This is a genomic window from Bartonella sp. CR127HXZ, from assembly GCF_042194555.1.
GTDB classification, from domain to species: domain Bacteria; phylum Pseudomonadota; class Alphaproteobacteria; order Rhizobiales; family Rhizobiaceae; genus Bartonella; species Bartonella grahamii.
This window is the reverse complement of record NZ_JBHIMZ010000007.1, coordinates 94,331-117,028: the sequence shown is the minus strand read 5'-3', so window position 1 is coordinate 117,028 and position 22,698 is coordinate 94,331. Positions and strand designations below refer to the sequence as shown.

Below are 22,698 nucleotides of genomic sequence, written 5' to 3'. Positions count from 1 at the left end.
TACGCTGTTTTAAATAGCAGAGTAACAAGTTGGGTTGCAGAACCTGCGATGACAACACCGATTGCCCACCGTACAAATGTGTCTTTTCCGATGTAGCGTCCTGCATAGCCAATTGCTAAGCACAACAGTATAACGGCAGCAGCAATAGGGATAATCACTTTTAAGTCTGTCTGTAAACCTGCTAGAGCGTCCTCTGCATTTTTTAAAACGCTTGCGGCGGCGTAAGCAGAATTATTCATAAAGAACGCAGTCATAGCAGCAGAAATTGCGATGATTTTGTTGTTACTTTTCGATTGAAGACTAGTTAATTTTTGCATATTTCACTCTTATTAAAATCTAGATAATATTTTTATATAAATAAACATATTGTATTTATAATTGATGCCATTATTACGCTGTTTTAAATAGCAGAGTAACAAGTTGGGTTGCAGAACCTGCGATGACAACACCGATTGCCCACCGTACAAACGTGTCCTTTCCGATGTAGCGTCCTGCATAACCAATTGCTAAGCACAAGAGGATAACGGCAGCAGCAACAGGGATAATCACTTTTAAGTCTGTCTGTAAATCCTTTAGAGCCGTCTCTGCATTTTTTAAAACGGTTGCTTGGGCTTGTGCATGAGCAGAACTATTCATAAAAAATATGGCCAAAGCTGCTGAAAATTCAGCAATTTTATTACGAGCTGTTGTGTGAAGAATATTTAATTGTTTCATGTTCTTTATCCTGATTAAGATTAAAACTCCCACAAATGACCCCTCGTTCATGAAGAAACTTAAAGAGATATTTTGGATCAGCCCAAGTTCTTAGTTTTCCTCTTTGTGTAAGTAACGTATATTTATTTGGCTTTCCGGTGATTGGATCATCGGAAATAAACGTGAAATACCATTCTCTTTCTGAAAGCATCACGACCGTAATCTCACGTGCTGCTTTTTGACTAAATGCTATATCAACGCTGTTTTGTTCTATCATTTTCATTATCTTTGCCCTCAATTAGAAGAGATTTTATCCAATCTTACTAATTAGAGCTTTAACATTTTCTTATCTACCGTTCATTATAATATCCTATCAAAATTCTAGGGTTTCGTGAAAATATCAGTTGTCACTCTAGCGAGCCTCTCGATGAAGAAGAATTTTCAGCCGAAAAAGCATCGCTGGTGCCACTTTCTTTATGTGTAAATGCATCTTCCTCTCCTCTTGAAGAGAGAGGAAGAGAATCTACGTTAGTTGTCTGTTCTGGTTCTTCTTTTTTAAGCTTTACAGGCTCCTGCAAATCTTCATTTTCTTGTACAGCAGCTTTTACTCCAATATATGAAGTAACTTTCTGTATAGAGGTGTGGTTTGAGTTTTCTGTGTTGTAAAAATTTAGCACAGATTGCAAAGTCGCTTTTTCAAAGATGCACTTTGATGTTGTTTGTTCATAGCAGTAAGTCAAAGCGCTTTGTACAGCTGTAAGATTTCTGCAAAAACCAAATGCATCAAAAAGAGAAAACAATTTCACATTTCCAACACCAATTTGCCCTAAAATTATGTTAAAATTATGTTTGCTCTGTCTAAACTGTTCAGTTGTTGCGATTGTTTCCTTAAGCTGAGATGAATGATAGAAGAAGTTATCTTTATCATCTGTTACATAGACATTGTCCCGCGCTTCTTGTTCGGCGATAACTGAAAATGTTATGGGAGGCGTATTGGATATGTATGCAGCAGCAAAAAATGTGAAATCTGGAACAATCATTAGCAATACACCTTATTATGAAAAATTTTATTAATACAAATGCTAATTCTTTGTGGTGCGTTTTTTCGTTGTCTTTTGATTTTATAAATTTGCAGAACGAAATTGTTTAGCGTAGAATATTCCCTGTGATTACTGTTTTGTTCTCTTCTAAGAATATTTCTAATATATGCGAATATCCAACCAACAAGATAAAAGTGTGGAATAAAATAGAGCACATTACGCCAACCAATATTATTGGAATCACGAAAAAATGCGCTGCTTTTAAAAAATAATAATCTTTGATACTGTATTGAAGCTGCTTGTTTTATATAATTTTCTAGTTGCAAAAATCTTTTCAAAAAAAATTTATACGAAGTAAAAATCCGTTGTGTATGAGGGGAGGTTTTATTGTCATAATGAACCACACTATCATTATACAGAGAGGGCTTGTTCTTTGTTGCGTATTGCCATAACTTATAGAGTGACGATTTATATTTACTTTTGACTACTGATTCATGAGAGTCAGAGAGGTGTGATGGTGTTTGAGCACTACATTTAGTAGTTCCAGCGATTGAACTGAAAAAAGATGCAGTGGTGGTAATTGATGTACCAATAAACAGTTCTTTGTGGTCCAAAGCACATCTCCGTCAAAGTGATATATGTATCGTAATTTTAATTTCGATAATAAATAGACGAAAATTGTCTATAATTGTGTTTAAAATATGGCAAGAAAAAATTCTTTTTTGCAAGGGGAGTAATTAAGGTGAATGATCTCAAAAATATGAATTTTGATGAACTACAAGAGATGCGTACACAAATCGATATGGAATTAAAAAAACGGCAAGCAAAGGAAAAGCAAAATGCGCGACGAAAAATTCTTGAAATTGCTAATGCCCATGGAATTGATATCGCTGATCTTGTGAGCAAAGAGCGCCATTATAGAAATCCCAATAACCAATGGGAATTATGGAATGGGCGTGGACGTAGGCCTAAGTGGATTAAAGAGTGGTTGGAGAATGGGTATACACTTGATGAACTTGAAGTAACATAACACGTGTGCGATATTTACAAGATAAGGGAATACCAAGGAATGTAAATGTAAGAAGTATGCTCTTTTGGGTAATTTGATTGTATAGATATACTGAACGAATATATTAAAGTATTGAGTGATCAAATAAAATGATAGGGGGCATGAACAAATGTATTTAAATGAAAAAGGTCTTGTTGTTATAATCTGGCAAGCATAATGATGATGCCAGATTATAATATTGTAATTGCTTTTGGCATTTGAGAGAGGGGGATATTTTACTTCTTTTTATAGTTTTATTGACTCTTTACAAAAGTGGTCGAAATGAGAATAATTTATTGCATGGGGATTTTCACTTAATATGTAAAATGATAATTTTATCAATTAATAAGTTAATAAATTAGCATACTTATATTTTTGGAATATTGTTCTGTAGAACAAGCCTGATGTTATAGATTTTGTTTGGTCTTTTTTCTGTAAGATTATATATGAGGCATTTACTTTATTTATCGTTCGTTTTGTTGAGATGAGTGAGTGTGTAGGAAATGAAAAATTTTTATGGCTGTTATGGGGTTTATAGAATTTATGACATATTTCTGAGCGTTTGTGATTAAAATTCATTTATGAGCATTTATGAATAATGAATAAAGAGCTTATTTGAAAATAAAAGGATTGAGTCATTTCTATTGCGGTTTATCTTCTTTTATGGTGTGAAATAGGGGGGGTGATATGCAAGTTTACAATTATGTGTGATGGTATAGAGTACGGAACACTTTGTTATATATTAGAATATTTTTTCTAAAATCGTGTGGTATTCCACAATAAGTTAAAGGGTTAGTCTGAGGAACAGAATACCTCAAACAGAATACAGTTGTGTTACCAATTTACGTGCTTTTTTTAAAAGAAAAATTTTTCAATGCAACTAAGCTTATTTTATGGTGCTTCTCGTGAATAGTATAACGTAAAAGTCCCTATGATTACATAAAATCCATTTTGTACACCACCATTTTTATTTCAATAAAAAATATAAGCCGGCGCCATTATACACTTTACTCACCTCCAATGTTACTAAAGCCCTTAGTACTTGAGAGGGTAAGGATTTTTATTGCTGTTTTATTTATACGACACTCCTGCTTGTGATGTGCAAGTGAATGATTTTGATTGCTTCAACATGAGAGAGATTTGAATTAAGGGTATTTTATGATCGTTAGATTTATCACTCAATATGAGAACAATGAATTTATTATTATAAATAAAATGTTGTGTGCTAAAAGGTCTTGTTTATTTCGTTATGACGTGAAATGGCTTCTTTTAAGGTGTGGTGATATAAGGCAACCTCTTTGAGACATTAAATGTTTTTTTTCAGTGCGTGGTGAATATTCTTAGAATGTATCTCGCTTGTCGAGTCTTATATTAAGTGAAATATGGCAGGAGGAAGTCAAGAGAAAATTACTCGACAGGAATCTGGTTTGTAAACAGATTGGATGAGATAGGAATTTTTTGTTCTTTGAAGGAGGGAGGCAAAGGTTGTAAAAAAGTGAAATAGGATGAATTTTTGCTTAAAGTGGGAAGCCGTGTAGAAGGCGTGGGGCATTTGGAGTGAGTCCGGCAGCTTCTTGGATGAAGTATTTTTTTATTTTTGGCGCTTGATTAACAATACCAAGGCCGGTATCGCGGAGCATCCGTAAAAGAAGGCTATCATTAGAAAAGAGTTTATTAAGCCAATCATTGCTTAAAGCCATACGGACAACTTCAAAACGTCTCCAGCTTTGATAGCGCTCTAAAGCAGTGAGGGAGCCAATGTCAAGACCTAGTCGTGCTGTTTCAATAATCACTTCAGCGAGGGCAGCGCTATCACGTAATCCTAAATTGAGTCCTTGTCCTGCAATGGGGTGGATGGTATGGGCGGCATCGCCAACGAGAGCAAAACGTGGTTTAACGCATTGACGTGTTAAAGAAAGACTCAAAGGAAAAGCTTGACGTTCGCCATTCCAAGAGAGTTTGCCTAATCGATGGCCAATGCGTCTTTCGAGTTCTGTTTCAAAAATAAGGGCATTAGCTTTGAGATAATATTGCGCAGTTTTATGATCTTCATTCCACACAATGGCAGATCGGTTGCCTTTGAGAGGGAGAAGAGCAAAAGGACCGGCAGGTAAAAAATGTTGAATTGCTTGACCATTATGGGGTTTTTCATGTTCAACTGTACAGATGATTGCTGTTTGTTTATAGGGATGAGAAAAGTTTTTAAGACCTGCTTTTTGGCGTAATTTCGAATGGGCTCCGTCGGCTGCAATAAGCAATTTTGTTTGCCAAACCTCTTCATTATTTAAAGTGACGGTTTTATGTTGGTCTTCTTGATGAAAATCAATGACACGCGTGTTTGCAATAACAGGGATATTGAGATCTTTGACACGTTTTTTTAAAGTGTTGATGAGTTCTCTCTGCTCTACCATAGCAGCAAAGGGCTCACCAGGGTTAATGTCGCCTTCAAAGGTTAAAAGAGTGGGTTTGACAGGGTCACTTGTGCTTGTATCTGTGATGATCATTGAATGAATGGGTTGCGCATAGGGTTTTATAGGTTCCCAACATTGTAATTGTTTTAACATACGAATAGAAGCAGCAGCAAGGGCAATGGTTCGTATGTTAGAAGCAGGAGTATCTTCTTGTGGAGCAGCATCAACGATTTTTATTTTCAGATTAGGGGCTGTTTGCTTGAGTGCTATCGCTAAGGTTAAACCGACAGCCGCTCCCCCTGCAATGAGAAGATCACATTGTTTTGTTTTATGAGATTTAATTTTTTTATTGGGTTGTACGTCTTTATTGCGATTAGAACACACAATACTTCTTCCATTGTTTACAGTTTGCTTTCTTTTAAAAAGAATATCTTTTTAAATTGCCTAAAATATTTTAACTTTTACTTTTCTTTCTGCTTTACAAAAACGAGGTTCTTTTTTGGCGTCAATCTGATGACAGATTGGTTTTTGAGAGTTCTTCTGCTTCATCATTTATGTGATTCATTTTACAGATTTATCGGATAAGCTTTTTTGAATGTCCTCTTCAATTCTTTTTACACTTGGTTGATAAAAAAGAAAACTAAAAATAAACAAAGATGGTCGTGTATTTTTTAAGTTGTATGAGTGTACTTTAGTATGCCTGTCCTGAAGGGGTATATTTAGTTAGTATGATAGATAAAAAATTGTGTTCATTCGTGATGGTTAAAACAGTATTAATATTTTGCCGTTATCATGATGTAGTGTAAAAAACATCATCTGTTTAGGAAGGTGCCTATAGGACCCATGTAAAACTTTACACATGAGGTGTTTTTTGGTTGATCGTGTGATAAATATCCTAGGAGAGCTTTTTGTGCGCCTTATGAAGGATTGTCTCTTAGGGTGGTGATATATGAATGATATGAAGTGGTTAGCAGGTAGAACGCGCTAGATAAGAAGTCGGATTGTTTACAGGCTATTTTGTTTACAGATCGGCACAGAGTTTAAGCTTCACCCTTTTGTAAGAGAGAGGGAGTTATAACTCTTTAAAATATGAAAGTTTTGTATTTGGAATTGATAGATGCACCGAAGTTCTTCTCCTTATGATTCATTAGAAGTGCGAAATTCTCAAGGTTCGCGTCTTATTGAGATGTTTTTACGTCAGATAGGGGTATTTATTGGGCTTGGGCTTTTGGGCTTTATTATTTTTTGTGTGTTTGCTTTGGCGACGTGGAATGTTGCGGACCCATCTTTAACCCATGCAAGTACAAATGAGGTTACAAACCTTATGGGGTGGATGGGGGCAATTTTTTCAGATTTTATTATGCAGTTTTTTGGCTTGGCAAGTCTTGCTGTTTTGTTGCCGCCATTATTTTGGTCTTTTCTCTTATTGGCGCAAAAGAATATCTACAATTTGACTTTGCGCTTTTTTTTATGGGTGCTATCAACGATTTGTTTTTTAATTGCTTTTGCCCTTATGTCACCTGTTGCTTCTTTTACTTATTGGCCATTGCCAATGGGATTGGGAGGGGTTTTAGGAGATAAAGCTTTAAGTGTTGCTTCTTCAATCTTTCCTCTTTTTCTTTCTCCTCTTTACACGGTGTTTTTCAGTGTTGTTTTTATTCTTTTAGGTTTTTTCACTGCTGCTTTTGCTGGCAATGTGATATGGCGGCGTCGAACAAAGAAAAGAAAAGAAAAAAGCATTCCAAAAGATGCAATCGTTAATCCAGTCTTTGAATTGGAAGAAGACACGGAATATGCTGCAGAGGATGATCGTGAAAATCATGGTTTTTTTGCGACAACTTTTGGCGCTCTTTTACATCTTTTTTATTTTTTACAAGCGCGTTTCTTTCGTTTGTTCTGTTTCAAAAGGCGTTTTCAGAGTAAGGGGCAAGGAAAGTCATTTGATCGGATTGAGCCAACTTTTTTGGGTGAAAAAGTAAAGTGTGAGGAAAATCAAAATAAAGCCTATGTTTCTCCTGTTAAAAATCGAAAGTCTTTAACAGCTTCTTCAAATGGTGGTTTTGTTCTTCCTCTTGTAGATTATCTTTCGGTTCCACCACCGTCTGTTAGGGATGCAAAACTTTCTCCTGCTGTTTTAAGAGCAAATTCTCAGGAACTTGAAGGGGTTTTGTTAGATTTTGGAGTCAAGGGGCAAATTATTGATGCTTGTCCTGGACCGGTGGTAACTTTGTATGAATTTGAACCGGCTGCCGGCATTAAGTCTTCCCGTATTATTGGTTTGGCAGATGATATTGCACGCTCGATGCGTGCGATTTCGGCGCGTGTTGCGGTGGTTCCAGGACGTAATGTGATTGGAATAGAATTGCCCAATGCAAAGCGTGAGATGGTTTATTTACGAGAAATGTTGCAGGCGCAAGAATTTATTGAAAGCAAAGCAAAATTAGGGCTTGCTTTGGGTAAGACAATTGGGGGGGAAGCTGTTATTGCAGATTTAGCAAAAATGCCCCATCTTTTGGTTGCTGGTACAACAGGATCGGGAAAGTCTGTTGCTATCAATACAATGATTTTATCATTGCTTTATCGGATGACACCTGAACAATGTCGTCTCATTATGGTGGACCCGAAAATGCTTGAGCTTTCGGTTTATGATGGCATTCCTCATTTATTAACGCCCGTGGTGACAGATCCTAAAAAAGCCGTGATTGCTTTAAAGTGGGCTGTTCGTGAAATGGAAGAGCGCTATAGTAAAATGTCAAAACTGGGCGTTCGTAATATTGATGGGTTTAATGCACGTCTTAGGGAAGCAGCAAGTCAGGGAGAGACAATGGCGCGGACAATTCAAGTGGGCTTTGATCATGAAACTGGTGAGCCTCTTTATGAAACGGAAACGCTTGATTTTAGTCCTATGCCCTATATTGTTGTTATTATTGATGAAATGGCTGATTTGATGATGGTTGCTGGTAAAGACATTGAAGGCGCGGTTCAACGCTTGGCACAAATGGCACGTGCTGCCGGTATCCATGTAATTATGGCGACACAGCGTCCTTCCGTCGATGTTATTACTGGAACGATCAAAGCCAATTTTCCTACACGTATTTCTTTTTCGGTGAGTTCAAAAATCGATAGCCGAACAATTTTAGGTGAACAGGGGGCTGAGCAATTATTGGGACAAGGAGATATGCTTTTTATGATGGGAGGAGGACGTGTTCAACGTGTGCATGGTCCTTTTGTTGCGGATGATGAAGTGGAGCAGGTTGTTGCGCATCTCAAAGCGCAAGCACGACCTGATTATTTGGAAACAATTACGCAAGAAGTTGAAGAGGATGGTGCTGATGTTTCTTTGGCTTCTCCTTCAGAAGATGATCCCTATAGTCAAGCTGTTGCTATTGTGCTTCGTGATCGTAAGGCTTCGACCTCTTATATTCAACGCCGTTTAGGCATTGGTTATAACCGTGCTGCGACATTGATTGAGAGGATGGAAGAAGAAGGTATCATTAGTCCAGCAAATCACGCAGGGAAACGAGAAATTTTAGTGCCTGCCGAAGAAGAACGCTTTTGAAAAATCTTTATAGTTGTTTTTATAATATCTTATAAAACAAGTGTTTATCCCACTTTATCGTAGAAATTCTGCATTTTCATACACCAGCTCTCGATTTGCGATAGCTCCTTGGCACTTGAGACTCTTTATAAGGGGATTCTTTATCTTATATAATTTTTATCCACACACCAACCTTGCTTGTAACGTGCAAGAAAATGATTTCAATTGATTCGATATGAGAAAGTATGTGATGAGAGAACCTTCCTGTATTTGGCGTTATGATTTAAGTTAAAAAGATAAATTATTATAAATCAATATCTTGGTATAAAATAATGTCATTGCGAATGTAGGGGTATAAAAGCATGTAAGGCTTGATATTTAAGTGTTTTTTTAAGTGCGCTCTAAATATTGAGGGCAAGGCTTATCTGTCGAGCCTTATATAAATGAATCATATGGGGTGGGAAGCCAAGTGAAATCTGCTAAACTCCAAACTGTTTACAGACTGGTTCGGGTGAAAATTTTTATTCTTTTGGATTGGAAGGAAGTCAAAAAAGCATTTTTGCCACTTAAAAGAGTTTTCAGGTGCGTGAGCAATATGTTTAGTACTTAATCCGTTATGTATTGACTATAATTTATGTTGCTTCACAGATTAGGGGTGGGAAAGAATATATTATGCGTTTAGAAAATCAGCAGAAAAACGGGAAATTTGGATGCTTTCGGAAACTTAAACGCAGACTAATTATTTGGAAACGATACCGCAAGAAATAAAGAAGGATGTTTCTTTAGCTTTTTCTTTAGAAGATGATTCCTATAGTCAAGCTGTGGCAGTTGTGCTTCGTGAACAGTAAGGCTTCGACTTCTTATATTCAACGCCGTTTAGGTATTGGTTATAATTGTGCCGCAACATTGATTGAAAGGATGGAAGGAGAAGGCATTATTAGTCCAGCAAATGATATGGGTAAGCGGAAAGTTTTGGGGACGGTCGAAGAAGAATACTTTTAAAAATCTTTTGATAGTTTTTTCAAACAATATCGTTATCTTATAAAGAAGGGTATTTATTCATCGTTGATTACTTAAGTTATAAATTATAAAGTCAATTAAGTATTGCTTGGGAGCATTTTTTTATGAAAACGTCTTTTTTGTCGCAAAGAAGAGTCTTTGGGTTGGTGGGAATTATTATCTTTTGGTGTTTAACTTTTCCTGTTTTTTCGCAAGCGTCTAATAAAGTGATAAAGGCGCAAAATGTTGTAAATCACTTTGCGGCAATCAAAACAATGACAGGTGATTTTATTCAGTTTAGTCCAAAGGGGAAAATGTCTCAGGGGACATTTTACCTAGAGCGTCCAGGGAAAATTCGTTTCATTTACAAAAAAATGCCCTTACAGATTATTGCAGATGGTCAATTTGTAGGTATTAACAATCGGGCTTTGAATACTTGGAACTTTTCACAACTTTCGCAAACGCCAATGAAGTTTCTGTTGGGTGATAAAATTGATGTATCTTCTGGGCGCTTGTTGGCATTTCGCGAAGATCCAGGGGCTGTGACGATTGTTCTGCGTGATAAAACGATTGGGGCAGGGCAAATAAGGATGGTTTTTGATTCTAAAGGCTCTGCTTTGCGCCAGTGGACAATTGTTGACCAACAAAATTTGGAAACTACTGTGCAGATTATGAATGTGCGGACGGACGTCCGCTTCGCTAATGGAATGTTTACACTTCCTTCAAAGAAATAGTGCTGTGTTATTTCATTGGGATTGAAATGGATGTTCTTTCGTATTGCAACTTGGAATATTAATTCTATTCGTTTGCGTCTTGCACAGGTTTTTCAGTATTTGGAACTCTTTTCCGCAGATGTTTTGTGTCTACAGGAAACAAAATGTCCAGATGCTTTATTTCCAGTGGAGGCTTTTGAAGCGGCGGGTTATAAGCATATCGCATTGAGTGGACAAAAATCTTATAACGGGGTGGCTATTGTTTCTCGGTTGCCTTTTAAAAAGGTAGAAAAGCGTTTCTTTTGCCAAAACCAAGATTGTCGCTATATCTCAGTTATTGTGGAAGCCCATGGGAGAAGCTTGCGGATTCATAATTTTTATGTTCCTGCTGGGGGAGATATTCCTGATGCTGATGTGAATGAAAAATTTCGGCATAAGCTTGATTTTTTAGAAGAAATGTCCTCCGTATGTGCGGATCAAGGAGATGGTCTTTCTTCTCTTTTGGTGGGCGATTTAAATATTGCTCCTTTGGCAGAGGATGTTTGGTCTCATCAGAAATTGTTGAAGGTTGTAAGCCATACTCCCATTGAAACCGAGCGTTTAAAAGCTTTATGCTGTCAAGGTGGATGGGTTGATCTGATGCGGTTACATATCCCTGTTCCTACCAAGCTTTACACATGGTGGAGTTATCGTGCACGCGATTGGGCATTTACCGATTATGGGCGGCGGCTTGACCATATTTGGTCTTCTCCTGATTTAGCACCTTTTGTTGTAGATCTTTCGATTTTTCGTGATGCGCGCGGATGGGAACGTCCTTCAGATCATATTCCTGTGCAAACTGTATTTGATTTTTCACGTTAAGTTTGAAATAAGAAGTAAATAAAGTATTAATATTAAATAATGATTCTGAAAGAATGCGGGAGACTAGATGTATATCAGAAATCTCAAAAGGGGCGCTTCTCGTGGATTACTTTCTAGTATCTTTTTGTGTTTGCTTTTGTCAGGATGTATGGTTGGTCCTAATTACCAGAAAACATCTTTTCGTGTTCCAGCAGTTTGGGGAGAAAAATCTGCACAGGCGTCTGGGCAGTCAGTTGCGCTTGCCGGATGGTGGCGGCGTTTGAATGACCCCGTTCTAGATGCGTTAATGGATTATGCGATTTCTGGAAATAATAATGTTGCTGTTGCCAAAGCTCGGGTACGTGAGGCGCGTGCGGGTTTAGGGCAGGTTGTAGGAACTCTTTTACCAAATGTGTCCAATTCAATTTCAGGAACCCGTAGTCATTCTGGACAGTCTGATGCATTGTTAAACCAATATCATAGTGGTTTTGATGCAAGCTGGGAGCTTGATTTTTTTGGTGGGCATAAACGAGCGGTTGAAGCAGCGCGTTATGGTCTTGATGCGGCTGTGGAAGATATGCGCGCTACCATGGTGATATTGTTAGGAGATGTGGCAACAAATTATGTGCAAATGCGTGGTTGGCAACAGAAGTTGTTGATTGTGCGGCAAATTGCTGTATCACAACGTAAAACCTATGAATTGATGCGCGCTAGATTAACAGCTGGTGATGTTTCTGAGCTCGATGTTTCAAATGCGCAAGCACAAATGGCAAATACAGAAGCAGATATATCACAGATGGAAGCGAATTTAGCAATGAGCGTTCATCGCCTTTCTGTCTTAACTGGTCGTGTGCCTACGGCATTGAAGGATCTTTTACAAAAAAATGCTAAACATGCAAAGATTCCACAACCACGCTGGCCGATACCAGCAGGAATTCCAGCCGATATTTTGTTAACACGTCCGGATTTGCGACGGGCAGAGCGTCAATACGCGCAAGCAACAGCGCGGATTGGTCAGCGTGAAGCAGATCGCTATCCATCACTTACTTTAACAGGTAATATTTCGACAGCCGCAACGGCGATTGATCAGTTATGGAAAAATTCAACGATTGGCTGGTCTTTTGGACCTGGTCTTCGTTTACCTCTTTTTAATGGAGGTCAGGTTGAGGCTTCTATTGCTGTTGCGCGTGCACAACGTGATCAAGCTTTTATTACTTATCGGGCTGCTGTGTTGGGAGCTTTAGAAGATGTAGAAAATGCGCTGGTAAGATTAACTAAAGAACATCAACGCTTAGAAAAGCTAATCGTTGCGAATAAAGCTTCTCTTCATTCCTTAAAACTTTCACGGAGCCTTTTTGAGAATGGAAATACCAGTTTTCTTGAATTGTTAAACGCTGATCGCTCTTATTATTCTGCACAAATGGCACTTAAAGATAGCCGTGTTTCTTTGGTTACGCAATATATCACGTTGATGAAAGCATTGGGGGGGGGCTGGGATGGCGTTGTTGATGTATCACGTCCGGAAGTCGTTGATGGTGCACCTCGTTCGCGTGCAAAGGTAGGGAAATGAAAAAAAGTCTACTCAAAAATTTCATTACAAAACACAAAAAACTTTCCTTCTTTTTAACTGCCATATTCCTTCTTCTCTTGTTTTTATGGTTGCGTTCTGTTGTTTTTGGAACATCTAGCCCAACTTATATAACAGCGGTGGTGAAGCGTGGGGATATTGAGGAAAGTGTTTTAGCTTCTGGTCTTGTACGTCCTTATCGGTTGGTGGCTGTTGGTGCGCGTGCAACAGGGCGTGTGGTGTCAATGCGCGTTTCTCCTGGGAGTGTTGTGAAAGAAGGCGATCTCTTGGCAGAAATTGATCCTACAGATCAAGAAAATGATTTAAAAAGAAAAAAAGCAGCATTATCTCACTATTATGCGAGTTTGGTAGAACAAGAAGCCCATCTTTCTCTTGCGCAGAAAAATTTAGCACGTCAGAAAAAAATGATCGAGTCACGTGCGGTTTCACGGGCTAATCTCGATGATGCTGTGACACAAGTAAAAATACGTGAGGCGCAAATTGCTCAACTTCAACAGCAGATTGTGCAAGCACAAATTGATGTGGATAGTGCAGAGGTCAATTTAGGTTATACACGCATAACTGCCCCTTCAGCGGGAACGGTTTTGGCAACAGTTGTGGAAGAAGGGCAGAATGTGAATGCAGTTCAGTCGGCGCCAACAATTGTTATTTTGGGCGATTTGTCAAAGATGACGATCAAGGCGCAAATCTCAGAAGCTGATGTTCTTAAAGTTCAGGCTGGACAACCACTTTATTTTACAGTTTTAGGGAATGCGCAGCGTCGTTATGAGGGCGTTTTAGAAAAGATAGAGCCGGCTCCTGAAGCAATTCGTGCTGATGTGAGTATTAACCCTGGTATGGTAGGGGGGTCTAGTGCTTTAATCTCATCAGCTATTTATTATAACGGAATTTTACATGTTGATAATGCGGACAATTTTTTGCGAACCTATATGACTGCTCAAGTTCATATTATCTTAGGGCGTGCTCAAAATGTCTTGTTGGTTCCAAGCGATGCTTTACGCGATGAGACAAAAGAGCATAAGGCATGGGTTTCTGTTTTGGAGGGGGGGAACAAGGTGGTTACTAAACAGGTGAGCGTTGGGTTGAATAATAAGGTGATGGCAGAGATTGTTTCAGGACTTAATGAGGGCGATGTTGTTATCACCGGCTCGCCTGATGGGGTGATGCCAGAACCTTCTGACGTGCATAGTGAAGACGAGATTTAAACCATGAACACAAACCAAGCAGATGCTGTCCTTGTGTTGGAAAATATTGTACGTAAATTTCCAGCGGGCGAAACATTTGTTACTGTTTTGAAGGATATCAATCTTACCATTAAGCGCGGTGAAATGGTAGCGATTGTGGGAGCTTCTGGTTCAGGAAAATCTACATTGATGAATATCTTGGGCTGTCTTGATCGGGCAACTTCTGGTCGTTATTGGATTGCAGGGAAAGAAACAGCCTCTCTTTCAGCTGATGAATTATCGGCTTTGCGGCGTAATCATTTTGGTTTTATTTTCCAGCGTTATCATTTGTTGAATGAGTTGACAGCTCTTGGGAATGTTGAAATTCCGGCTATTTATGCAGGATGTGCTGTGGAAGCAAGGAAAAAGCGTGCACAAGATCTTTTAACGCGCTTGGGCATGGGTGATCGGGTGAATCATCGTCCAAATCAACTCTCAGGTGGTCAGCAACAACGGGTGTCTATTGCTCGAGCGTTGATGAATAATGCGGAGGTCATTCTTGCCGATGAGCCAACTGGTGCACTAGATAAACAGAGTGGACAGGAAGTGTTGCGTATTTTGGATGAGCTTCATCAAGAAGGTCGTACTATTATCATTGTAACCCACGATATGCAGGTGGCCAAAAGAGCAGAGCGTATTATCGAAATCAGTGATGGAGAAATTATTGCTGACAGTATGACAAAGGTTGCAAAGAAAAGAGCAGCGGGGGCAAAAATAAAAACGGATAGTCAATCTTTTTATGAAAAACAGAAACTAAAAGTTAAACAACAGCTTGGCTCTTTTCGGTCTTTTGTTGAGCGGTTTCGTGAGGCATTTATTATGGCTTTGTTGGCAATGAATGCACATCGAATGCGAACTTTTTTAACAATGCTTGGGGTGATTATCGGTATTGGGGCGATTATTGCTATGGTGGCTTTGGGAAATGGTACACGAGAGAAAATTTTGGAAAATTTTAAAAGCTTGGGTGCTAATACATTAACAATTTTACCTGGCAAAAGTTTTTCTGATCCACAAGCAGAGAAAATAACAACTCTTGTTGAAGCTGATGCAGAAGCCTTGTCTGGGTTACCTTATGTTTCTGGTGTAACGCCTCAGATTTCAACAAGTTCGAAAGTGCGTTTTGGTGCAGTTGAAGTCAATGCCGTCATTGTGGGGGTGGGAGAACAATTCTTTCAGACACAGGGGCTTAAAGTTTTCAAAGGACAGTTTTTTGATCAAAAAAGTGTGCATGATCGGGCGGTTGATCTCGTGATTGAGAAAGAAGCATTGTCTGTTCTTTTTCCCCATAGCCATGAGAGCCCCCTTGGCAAAGTGGTGCTTGTGGGTAATGTTCCAGCGCGCATTATTGGTGTTGTTGATTCGCAAAATAACGCAAATGGAAATACATCAAATACATTACAGCTTTATTTGCCCTATACAACAGTGCAAACGCGTTTTCTTGGCACAACAGAAGTTCGTGCGATTACCGTTAGGATTGCTGATGATGTCGATTCACATTTAGCGGAAAACATGGTGAAACGTTTTCTCATTATGCGGCATGGTGGAGAAGATTTTTTCATTAGAAATTCAGAATTCTTTCGTGAACGTATCATGGAAAGTACACATATCTTAACACTTTTAATTTCTTCAATTGCAGCTATTTCCCTGATTGTGGGTGGTATTGGGGTGATGAATATTATGCTGGTCACCGTTTCTGAGCGGATCAATGAAATTGGTGTGCGTATGGCAGTTGGTGCACGCCAAAGTGATATTTTGCAGCAGTTTCTCATTGAAGCGGTGTTGGTTTGTGTCATTGGTGGTGGTTTGGGGATCTTGCTTGGGCTTTCTATCGGTGGTTTATTTCTTCTGTTTAAAGCGCCTATCCACTTGGTTTATACGATTGATTCGATCATTTTATCCCTTACTTTTTCAACCCTCATTGGAATCTGTTTTGGTTTTTCTCCAGCGCGGCAAGCTTCACGGCTTGACCCTGTTGTCGCTCTTTCACGCGATTAAGCTTTATCAATTGTAGGGCATGTTTGTTGTGATGTTTTCCACTTGGAAGAAGCGTTTATGAAGCGAAACATGGATGGGAAAAGTTTAGCATTATTTGCTGTTCTATTTTAGAAAACGCTTTATTCGTTAAGTGAAGCGTGCTTTATATAACGTTAAAGGATGAAGTTTTACGGCACAACGTATCATGAATAAATTTCCCTTGTATTTTTATAGCTATACAAAATACAAGGCGCGATAACTTTAGGATTTTAACCTAAAAGTAAGAGGGGAAAGGGGAGTGTATATCTGTTAATAAACAAGATAAAAAAGAAGCAAGTTTAAACGAAAAGCAGCTTATATCCCAAAAATGAACGGATATACGAGGCGAGTTGGTCTTCTATAGTTTTTCTTTTCCTTTTGTTTATTCGTTACCCTGTTTTTTCTCACAAATTGTATGGCAAAGGGAGGGGCGTTGGTATTGGTAACGTTTGGTTTTAAGATTCTTTATGGCTTTATGCGACGGAGATATAGGTTTTTACGAAGCTCCAGTTTTGTAGGGAGAACGAGATGAATACACTTATGGGCTCATGCTGCTGGGAATGTTAATTGCTGTATTCATTATTATGTGTATTGGTATAGCTAGTTGTTAGTTTTACGTTATGCTTTTATTGCATTTAGCACCTCCTGAATATGAGCTTAAACTATTTTCAATAGATAAATATCAAAAAGAAGCTTACCAAAATAATGAAGGAAATCTCTACATTCTTGTGCGTGATTACATGATATTTATCAGGGATGTGGGAAGAGCAGATTCTATTCTTTTGTTGATAAGTAAAACTTTATTCATTTGTTTTGTTTAGTACATATTCCATTATAAATATTGGTTCATTCAGTAAATTGAGTTATCTAAAGTCTTTTGGGGGAAATAATAGGCATTGACCAATTTGGCTAGACTCGATAATTGAAAGTATTTTGAGTTGGGTGGAAGCATGACGCTGCAATCGCTTTTACAGACATATCGTGACGAAGCGCGTACCGAACGGGACAAAGGTACATATTTTGAGCGTTTTGCTCTTGCTTATCTGACACATGATCCTCTTCAGTTTGGGTGTTATGAAAAGGTTCAAACCTTTAAGGATTGGGCTCGTGAAAATGATTGGGATGGTCATGATACTGGCATCGATCTTGTGGCAAAGATTCGTAATGAAGAGGGTTTTGCGGCAATCCAATGTAAATTTTATGATGCAGCATATCGGATTAGAAAAGCAGATATTGATAGTTTTATTTCGGCATCAGGGAAAGCTCCATTCAAGCGGCGTGTTATTATAGATAGTACTGAGAGTGCTTGGAGTGATAACGCTGAAACAATGATACGGGGGCAGGATATTCCTGTTATACGGATTAATCTTTCCGATATACAACAAAGTCCGATCCGTTGGGAAACTTTTGCAGCCCAGGGCAAAGTTGTGTTGGAGGATAAAAAGAAAATCCGTCCACATCAGCAGGATGCATTGCGTGATGTGCGTGCTGGGCTTGCTCAAGCAGATCGGGGTAAGCTTATTATGGCTTGTGGTACTGGTAAGACATTTACCAGTCTTAAAATTGCTGAGGATTTAGCGGGTGAAGGCAAGTTTGTTCTGTTTCTTGTTCCTTCCTTGGCACTGATGTCACAGACGGTCCGTGAATGGACAACGGATGCAGAAATCGGATTGAGATCCTTTGCTGTCTGTTCAGATACACAAGTGGGAAAGCGTCGTAAAAATAGTGATGATGTTGCTGAAATTGATGTGTTTGATCTTGCTTTTCCGGCGACAACCGATGCTGCTAAACTTGCAGAACAGGCGGGTAAGAGTGTTGCAGATAGGATGACCGTTGTGTTTGCAACCTATCAATCCATTCAGGTGGTTGCGGATGCTCAGAAAAAGTATGGTTTGCCAACATTTGATCTTATCATTTGTGATGAAGCGCACCGTACAACAGGGGCAACGCTGGTTGGAGAGGATGAATCCAATTTTGTTAAGGTGCATTCTAATGATGTTATTCGTGCCAAGAAGCGCCTTTATATGACAGCGACACCACGTATTTTTGGTGATAACGCAAAAAGTCGCGCGAATGAAGTTAATGTTGTTCTTGCTTCGATGGATGATGAAAAGCTTTTTGGTAAAACACTTTTTTATCGGGGTTTTTCATGGGCAGTACAAAATGATCTTTTAACGGATTATAAGGTTATTGTCTTAGCAATGGACGAAAAATTGGTCAGTTCAGCTGTTCAGAAGCGTCTTAGTGATAACCAGTCTTCACTTGTTCTTGATGATGCAACGAAGATTATTGGTTGTTATAAGGCGCTGACAAAACAAGATCTGAAGGCTGATGTTGGTGCGGATCCACACCCCATGCGTCGTGCTTTGGCGTTTTGTAAAACTATTAAAAGTTCTAAACTGGTGTGTGATGAATTTTCTGCGGTTGTTAGAGAATATCTTGATTATACGAAAGAGGATAAGGAAAATGAGCACTTTCTGAAGTGTGAAATTGAGCATGTTGATGGCACTTTCAATGCGAAGGATCGTGGTGCATTACTTGATTGGCTGAAGGCTGATAGTGGTGAGGATGTTTGTCGTATTTTGACCAATGCGCGGTGTTTGTCTGAGGGGGTGGATGTTCCGGCTCTTGATGCGATCATGTTTTTAAATCCACGCAAGAGCCAGATTGATGTTGTGCAAGCGGTTGGGCGGGTGATGCGTCGGTCTGAGGGCAAAAAGATGGGATATGTCATTTTGCCAATTGGTATTCCCTCTGGGATTCCAGTGGAACAGGCTTTGAACAACAATGATAAATATCGGGTTGTTTGGCAAATTTTAAATGCTTTGCGTGCGCATGATGATAGTTTTGATTCGACGATTAATATGGCATCGTTGAGCCAAGATATTAGCAATGTGATTGAGATTATTGGTGTCACGCAGAGCACTGAGTTACAGGCTGTTACAGCTGTTGTAGACAATCTTCCACTACGCGCACAACCGGCACGAGCAGGCATTGGGACACCGGAATATGATTTAACTCGTACAGATCAGGTAAACAAGGAGTTTTCTTTCCCGGTGGATGAAATTTCTCGTGCGATTTTGGCAAAGATTGTCAAGAAATGTGGGACACGTGATTATTGGGAAGATTGGGCGAGCAACATTGCTGAAATTGCTAAGAATCATATCACGCGTTTAACAGGTATTCTGGCAGAGCCAAATACTGAGGCGCGTCAAGCCTTTGACAGGTTTGTAGCAGAACTGCGTGATGATTTAAATGATGCTGTTACAGAGGCTGATGCGATTGAGATGTTGGCACAGCATATTATCACGCGTCCTGTCTTTCAGGTGTTGTTTGAAGGGTATCAGTTCACACGTGAGAATCCTGTCTCGCGTGCTATGCAGCGTATGCTTGATGTGCTTGATGAGGCAAACCTTGATAAGGAATCTAAAGATCTTGAGAAATTTTATGCAAGTGTAAAATTACGCGCCAGTGGCATTACGGATCCAAAAGCAAAACAGAGGTTGATTGTAGAGCTTTATGATAAGTTTTTTCGTTATGCTTTTCCACGTACTGTAGAAAAACTAGGCATTGTTTATACCCCCGTTGAGGTTGTGGATTTTATTTTGCACTCTGTCAATGATGTCTTAGAGCAAGAATTTGGGCAAACGCTTGGCTCATCGGGTGTGCACATCATGGATCCCTTTACAGGAACGGGGACTTTTATCACGCGGCTTTTACAATCGGGTCTGATAAAGCCAGAGGAGATGAAGCATAAATTTTGTCATGAAATTCATGCCAATGAAATTGTGCTTTTAGCCTATTATATTGCAGCCATTAATATTGAAACAACCTATCATGGTCTGATGGGGGGAGGTTATGTTCCTTTTGAGGGAATTTGTTTAACTGATACATTCCAGCTTTATGAGCAAGAAAAGGACCTGATCAGTGATTTGCTGGTGGATAACAGCACACGCCGATCACGCCAGAAGGAACTGGATATTCGTGTTATTGTTGGCAACCCTCCTTATTCTTCGGGGCAAAAAAGTGAAAACGACAATGCGAAAAATATTGGCTATCCTAAATTGGATCGTCGCATTCGTGAAACTTATGCTGCTCAATCCAAAGCGAGTAATGTTAATGGACTTTATGACAGTTATATTCGTGCTATTCGCTGGGCAAGTGATCGCATAAAAGACTGTGGTGTTATTGGTTTTGTGACAAATTCAGGTTTTATCAATGGATATTCTACGAGTGGATTACGAAAAGAATTGAATGAAGAATTTTCAAGCATTTATGTTCTCAATTTGCGTGGTGATATTCGCAAAAATATGATGAGCAAAGGACGTGCTCAAGAAGGGCAAAATGTTTTCGGAAGTGGAAGTATGGCAGGAATTGCTGTGACACTATTTATTAAAAATCCAAATGTCATGGAGCATTGCAAAATTCACTATTACGATATTGGTGATAATCTCACGACAAAAGAGAAATTATCTCAACTTCAGCGGTTGAATAGTGTTGGTGGGATCAAGCGTGCACAAGGCTGGCAGATGATTACACCAGATGAGCATGGTGATTGGTTGGATCAGCGCAACAGTGATTTTGAAAAATTTCTGGCCTTAGGTGATAAGAAGGGCAGTGATAAAAAACTCTTTGAAACGTTTTCTCGTGGCATACAAACTGGTCGTGATGCTTGGGCATATAATTCAAGCCGTGGAGCTTTAGCGAAGAATATGCGTAACACGATAACTTTTTATAACAATGAAGTGAAACGTTTTAATAATGCTTATGCACATTCTGATCGTAAAACACGTATAGGTGCTGTAGACGATTTTGTTAACACGGATGCCAAAAAGATCAGTTGGAGTCGTGCACTTAAACAACAGTTAGCTAAAGGAAAGGTTTTTGAACTTAAAGAGACATGTCTTATTCAGAGCTCATACCGTCCTTTTACACGACAGTGGCTCTATTATAATCGTGCTTTTAATGAAATGATTTACCAAATGTCGCGTATATTTCCATTAGAAAAAGCGGTTGAAAATAGGGTAATACAAATTACAGGAGTTGGAGCAAGTAGTGGTTTTTCTGTTCTGATGAGCAGGGTTTTGCCTAGCTTAGATGCAATGGAAAAAGGTCAGTGTTTTCCACGGTATGTTTATGAAGATGCTGCATCCTTAGGAGGTAAAGAGAAGGATCAGGTTCATTTGTTTGCAAATTTTGCAGAGGAAAGCAAAGAAACTGGTTTGCAGCGGCGTGATGCTCTCACGGATGAAGGGTTGGTATATTTTAAGGCAGCATATCCTGGTGAAATGATAACAAAGGATGATTTGTTTTATTATGTTTATGGGATTTTGCATTCTGAAGATTACCGTGCTCGTTATGCGCATAATTTGTCTAAACAATTGCCGCGTATTCCAACAGTTAAAAAGGTAGAGGATTTTTGGGCTTTTGTAAAAGCGGGGCGAAAGCTTGGTGATTTGCATATGAATTATGAAGAGGTTGAGCCCTATCCTGTTACCTATAAACAGGGTGATCCAAGAACTTGGATGATTTCTGATGAGAAGAGTTTCTATCGTGTTGAAGCGATGAAATTTGCTGGTAAGCGTGGCGCTATTGATAAAAGCACAGTGATTTATAATGCGCATATCACGATGCAGAATATTCCTCTTGAAGCTTATGATTATGTAGTCAATGGCAGGTCTGCTCTTGAATGGGTTATGGAACGGCAGATTGTCAAAACGGACAAAGCGAGCGGGATTGTTAATGATGCTAATCGCTATGCTGTTGAAACGGTGGGTAATCCGGCCTATCCTCTGGAATTGTTTCAGCGGGTTATTACGGTAAGCTTGGAAACAATGAAAATTGTGCGCAGTCTTCCAAAATTGGAAGTGAGAGAAACTGAAAATGTTCAGTTATCCATTGTGCGGTAAAACAGCGCTGTGTCGTAACAAACTGGCACTATCATACACTTTGCCAGCTCGTGGGTATTGCGACAGTTTTTGGCACTTGAGACAAGTCCATAAGAGGCATGCCTTTCTTGTACAGTTTTACGCCACGCAAGCTCTCTTCCCTTGTGATGTACAAGTCCTTTGTGATGTGCAAGAAAATGGTTTTGATTGATTCAACAGAGAATAGATTTAAAATGAGAGAATCTGATGATATTGAGAGATCTCATTCAAGTTGTAGCGTATAAACTTTCCTTATAAATCAATATGTTGTATGTGATAAAACATCTTAGGTAGTAGACGGATAAAATGATGACGCATGCGCTTTAGCGACCGTGATGAATAGCTTTAAGCAGAGCTTGTTCGTTGAGTCTTATGTGAGTAAACCATATAAATGGGGAAGCAGAGAGGAACCTGCCTAGAGAAGTAGGATTGTTTACAAACCGTTGCTGATAGGAATCATCGTCCTTTGAGCGGGGGTGATTGGAAGTGAACAGGGAGAACGCGTTAGACAAGAAGCTGGATTGTTATTGTTTACAGATCGCTAGAGTTTAAAAATTTTCGTTCTTTTTTGGGGAGGCAGCCAAACAAAAAGTGTTTTTAGTGGGAAATGATTTCAAAAAAGATTGCGATAAAAAGTGTGGGATGTTCGTGGTGGTGTGCGTTTT

The 22,698-nt window shown here is 39.1% G+C and carries 14 protein-coding genes and 1 pseudogene; 9 read left to right on the top strand and 6 right to left on the bottom strand.

What is annotated here, in order from left to right; genetic code table 11:
* The 5 genes from trwL (ACFIKY_RS05715) to ACFIKY_RS05695 all read right to left on the bottom strand — a co-directional run.
* On the bottom strand, positions 1-317 hold a 317-nt coding region (gene trwL, locus ACFIKY_RS05715), incomplete at its 3' end, for a VirB2 family type IV secretion system major pilin TrwL (RefSeq protein ID WP_375635477.1).
* A gap of 73 nt (positions 318-390) precedes the next feature.
* Positions 391-714, bottom strand: a complete 324-nt coding sequence (gene trwL, locus ACFIKY_RS05710) for a VirB2 family type IV secretion system major pilin TrwL (RefSeq protein WP_375661535.1) — start codon at positions 712-714, stop codon at positions 391-393.
* Positions 677-976 (bottom strand): KorA family transcriptional regulator, encoded by a 300-nt coding sequence (gene korA / locus ACFIKY_RS05705; RefSeq protein ID WP_015857010.1) that lies wholly within the window; start codon positions 974-976, stop codon positions 677-679. Before korA ends, trwL (ACFIKY_RS05710) begins: the two co-directional genes overlap by 38 nt.
* Before the next feature lie 124 nt (positions 977-1,100).
* Positions 1,101-1,733, bottom strand: a complete 633-nt coding sequence (locus tag ACFIKY_RS05700) for a TrwN protein (protein WP_375661534.1) — start codon at positions 1,731-1,733, stop codon at positions 1,101-1,103.
* Positions 1,733-2,347: a hypothetical protein gene (locus ACFIKY_RS05695; protein WP_375661533.1), complete on the bottom strand. Its 615-nt coding sequence runs from the start codon at positions 2,345-2,347 to the stop codon at positions 1,733-1,735. The genes ACFIKY_RS05700 and ACFIKY_RS05695 overlap by 1 nt, the downstream gene beginning before the upstream one ends.
* Positions 2,348-2,475: 128 nt before the next feature.
* Here ACFIKY_RS05695 and ACFIKY_RS05690 point away from each other — a divergent pair, with 128 nt between their 5' ends.
* Positions 2,476-2,763: an H-NS family nucleoid-associated regulatory protein gene (locus ACFIKY_RS05690; RefSeq protein WP_375635480.1), complete on the top strand. Its 288-nt coding sequence runs from the start codon at positions 2,476-2,478 to the stop codon at positions 2,761-2,763.
* Positions 2,764-4,298: 1,535 nt separating this feature from the next.
* Here the strand turns inward: ACFIKY_RS05690 and ACFIKY_RS05685 are convergent.
* On the bottom strand, positions 4,299-5,576 hold the full coding sequence (locus ACFIKY_RS05685; RefSeq protein ID WP_375661532.1) for a ubiquinone biosynthesis hydroxylase: 1,278 nt from the start codon (positions 5,574-5,576) through the stop codon (positions 4,299-4,301).
* A 733-nt stretch (positions 5,577-6,309) separates the two neighbouring features.
* Here ACFIKY_RS05685 and ACFIKY_RS05680 point away from each other — a divergent pair.
* The 8 genes and pseudogenes from ACFIKY_RS05680 (at position 6,310) to ACFIKY_RS05645 (ending at position 22,015) form a co-directional block, all read left to right on the top strand.
* Positions 6,310-8,751 (top strand): DNA translocase FtsK 4TM domain-containing protein, encoded by a 2,442-nt coding sequence (locus ACFIKY_RS05680; RefSeq protein WP_375635482.1) that lies wholly within the window; start codon positions 6,310-6,312, stop codon positions 8,749-8,751.
* Between the two features lie 716 nt (positions 8,752-9,467).
* Positions 9,468-9,732: pseudogene (locus ACFIKY_RS05675) on the top strand (DNA translocase FtsK); the annotation flags it as partial.
* Between the two features lie 122 nt (positions 9,733-9,854).
* Positions 9,855-10,463 (top strand): outer membrane lipoprotein carrier protein LolA, encoded by a 609-nt coding sequence (locus ACFIKY_RS05670; protein WP_375635483.1) that lies wholly within the window; start codon positions 9,855-9,857, stop codon positions 10,461-10,463.
* A 30-nt stretch (positions 10,464-10,493) separates the two neighbouring features.
* Positions 10,494-11,303 carry an exodeoxyribonuclease III gene (locus ACFIKY_RS05665; RefSeq protein ID WP_375635484.1) on the top strand — a complete coding sequence of 270 codons (810 nt, stop codon included), beginning with the start codon at positions 10,494-10,496 and terminating at the stop codon, positions 11,301-11,303.
* Positions 11,304-11,370: 67 nt separating this feature from the next.
* A complete protein-coding gene (locus ACFIKY_RS05660) occupies positions 11,371-12,852 on the top strand; it encodes an efflux transporter outer membrane subunit (protein ID WP_375635485.1) in 1,482 nt (493 codons plus the stop codon).
* Positions 12,849-14,075, top strand: coding sequence for an efflux RND transporter periplasmic adaptor subunit (locus tag ACFIKY_RS05655; RefSeq protein ID WP_375635486.1), 1,227 nt, complete (start codon positions 12,849-12,851; stop codon positions 14,073-14,075). Before ACFIKY_RS05660 ends, ACFIKY_RS05655 begins: the two co-directional genes overlap by 4 nt.
* A 3-nt stretch (positions 14,076-14,078) precedes the next feature.
* Positions 14,079-16,088: a MacB family efflux pump subunit gene (locus ACFIKY_RS05650; protein ID WP_375635487.1), complete on the top strand. Its 2,010-nt coding sequence runs from the start codon at positions 14,079-14,081 to the stop codon at positions 16,086-16,088.
* A 968-nt stretch (positions 16,089-17,056) separates the two neighbouring features.
* The gene (locus tag ACFIKY_RS05645) at positions 17,057-22,015 is read left to right on the top strand and encodes a DEAD/DEAH box helicase (protein WP_375661531.1); all 4,959 of its coding nucleotides are present in this window, start codon (positions 17,057-17,059) and stop codon (positions 22,013-22,015) included.
* Positions 22,016-22,698: the final 683 nt, after the last annotated feature.

Excerpts from the sequence above, each read along its gene's own strand:
- trwL (WP_375661535.1), bottom strand. The coding sequence starts at position 714 with ATGAAACAATTAAATATTCTTCACACAACAGCTCGTAATAAAATTGCT.
- korA (WP_015857010.1), bottom strand. The coding sequence starts at position 976 with ATGAAAATGATAGAACAAAACAGCGTTGATATAGCATTTAGTCAAAAA.
- ACFIKY_RS05700 (WP_375661534.1), bottom strand. The coding sequence starts at position 1,733 with ATGATTGTTCCAGATTTCACATTTTTTGCTGCTGCATACATATCCAAT.
- ACFIKY_RS05680 (WP_375635482.1), top strand. The coding sequence starts at position 6,310 with ATGCACCGAAGTTCTTCTCCTTATGATTCATTAGAAGTGCGAAATTCT.
- ACFIKY_RS05670 (WP_375635483.1), top strand. The coding sequence starts at position 9,855 with ATGAAAACGTCTTTTTTGTCGCAAAGAAGAGTCTTTGGGTTGGTGGGA.
- ACFIKY_RS05665 (WP_375635484.1), top strand. The coding sequence starts at position 10,494 with ATGTTCTTTCGTATTGCAACTTGGAATATTAATTCTATTCGTTTGCGT.
- ACFIKY_RS05660 (WP_375635485.1), top strand. The coding sequence starts at position 11,371 with ATGTATATCAGAAATCTCAAAAGGGGCGCTTCTCGTGGATTACTTTCT.
- ACFIKY_RS05655 (WP_375635486.1), top strand. The coding sequence starts at position 12,849 with ATGAAAAAAAGTCTACTCAAAAATTTCATTACAAAACACAAAAAACTT.
- ACFIKY_RS05650 (WP_375635487.1), top strand. The coding sequence starts at position 14,079 with ATGAACACAAACCAAGCAGATGCTGTCCTTGTGTTGGAAAATATTGTA.
- ACFIKY_RS05645 (WP_375661531.1), top strand. The coding sequence starts at position 17,057 with ATGACGCTGCAATCGCTTTTACAGACATATCGTGACGAAGCGCGTACC.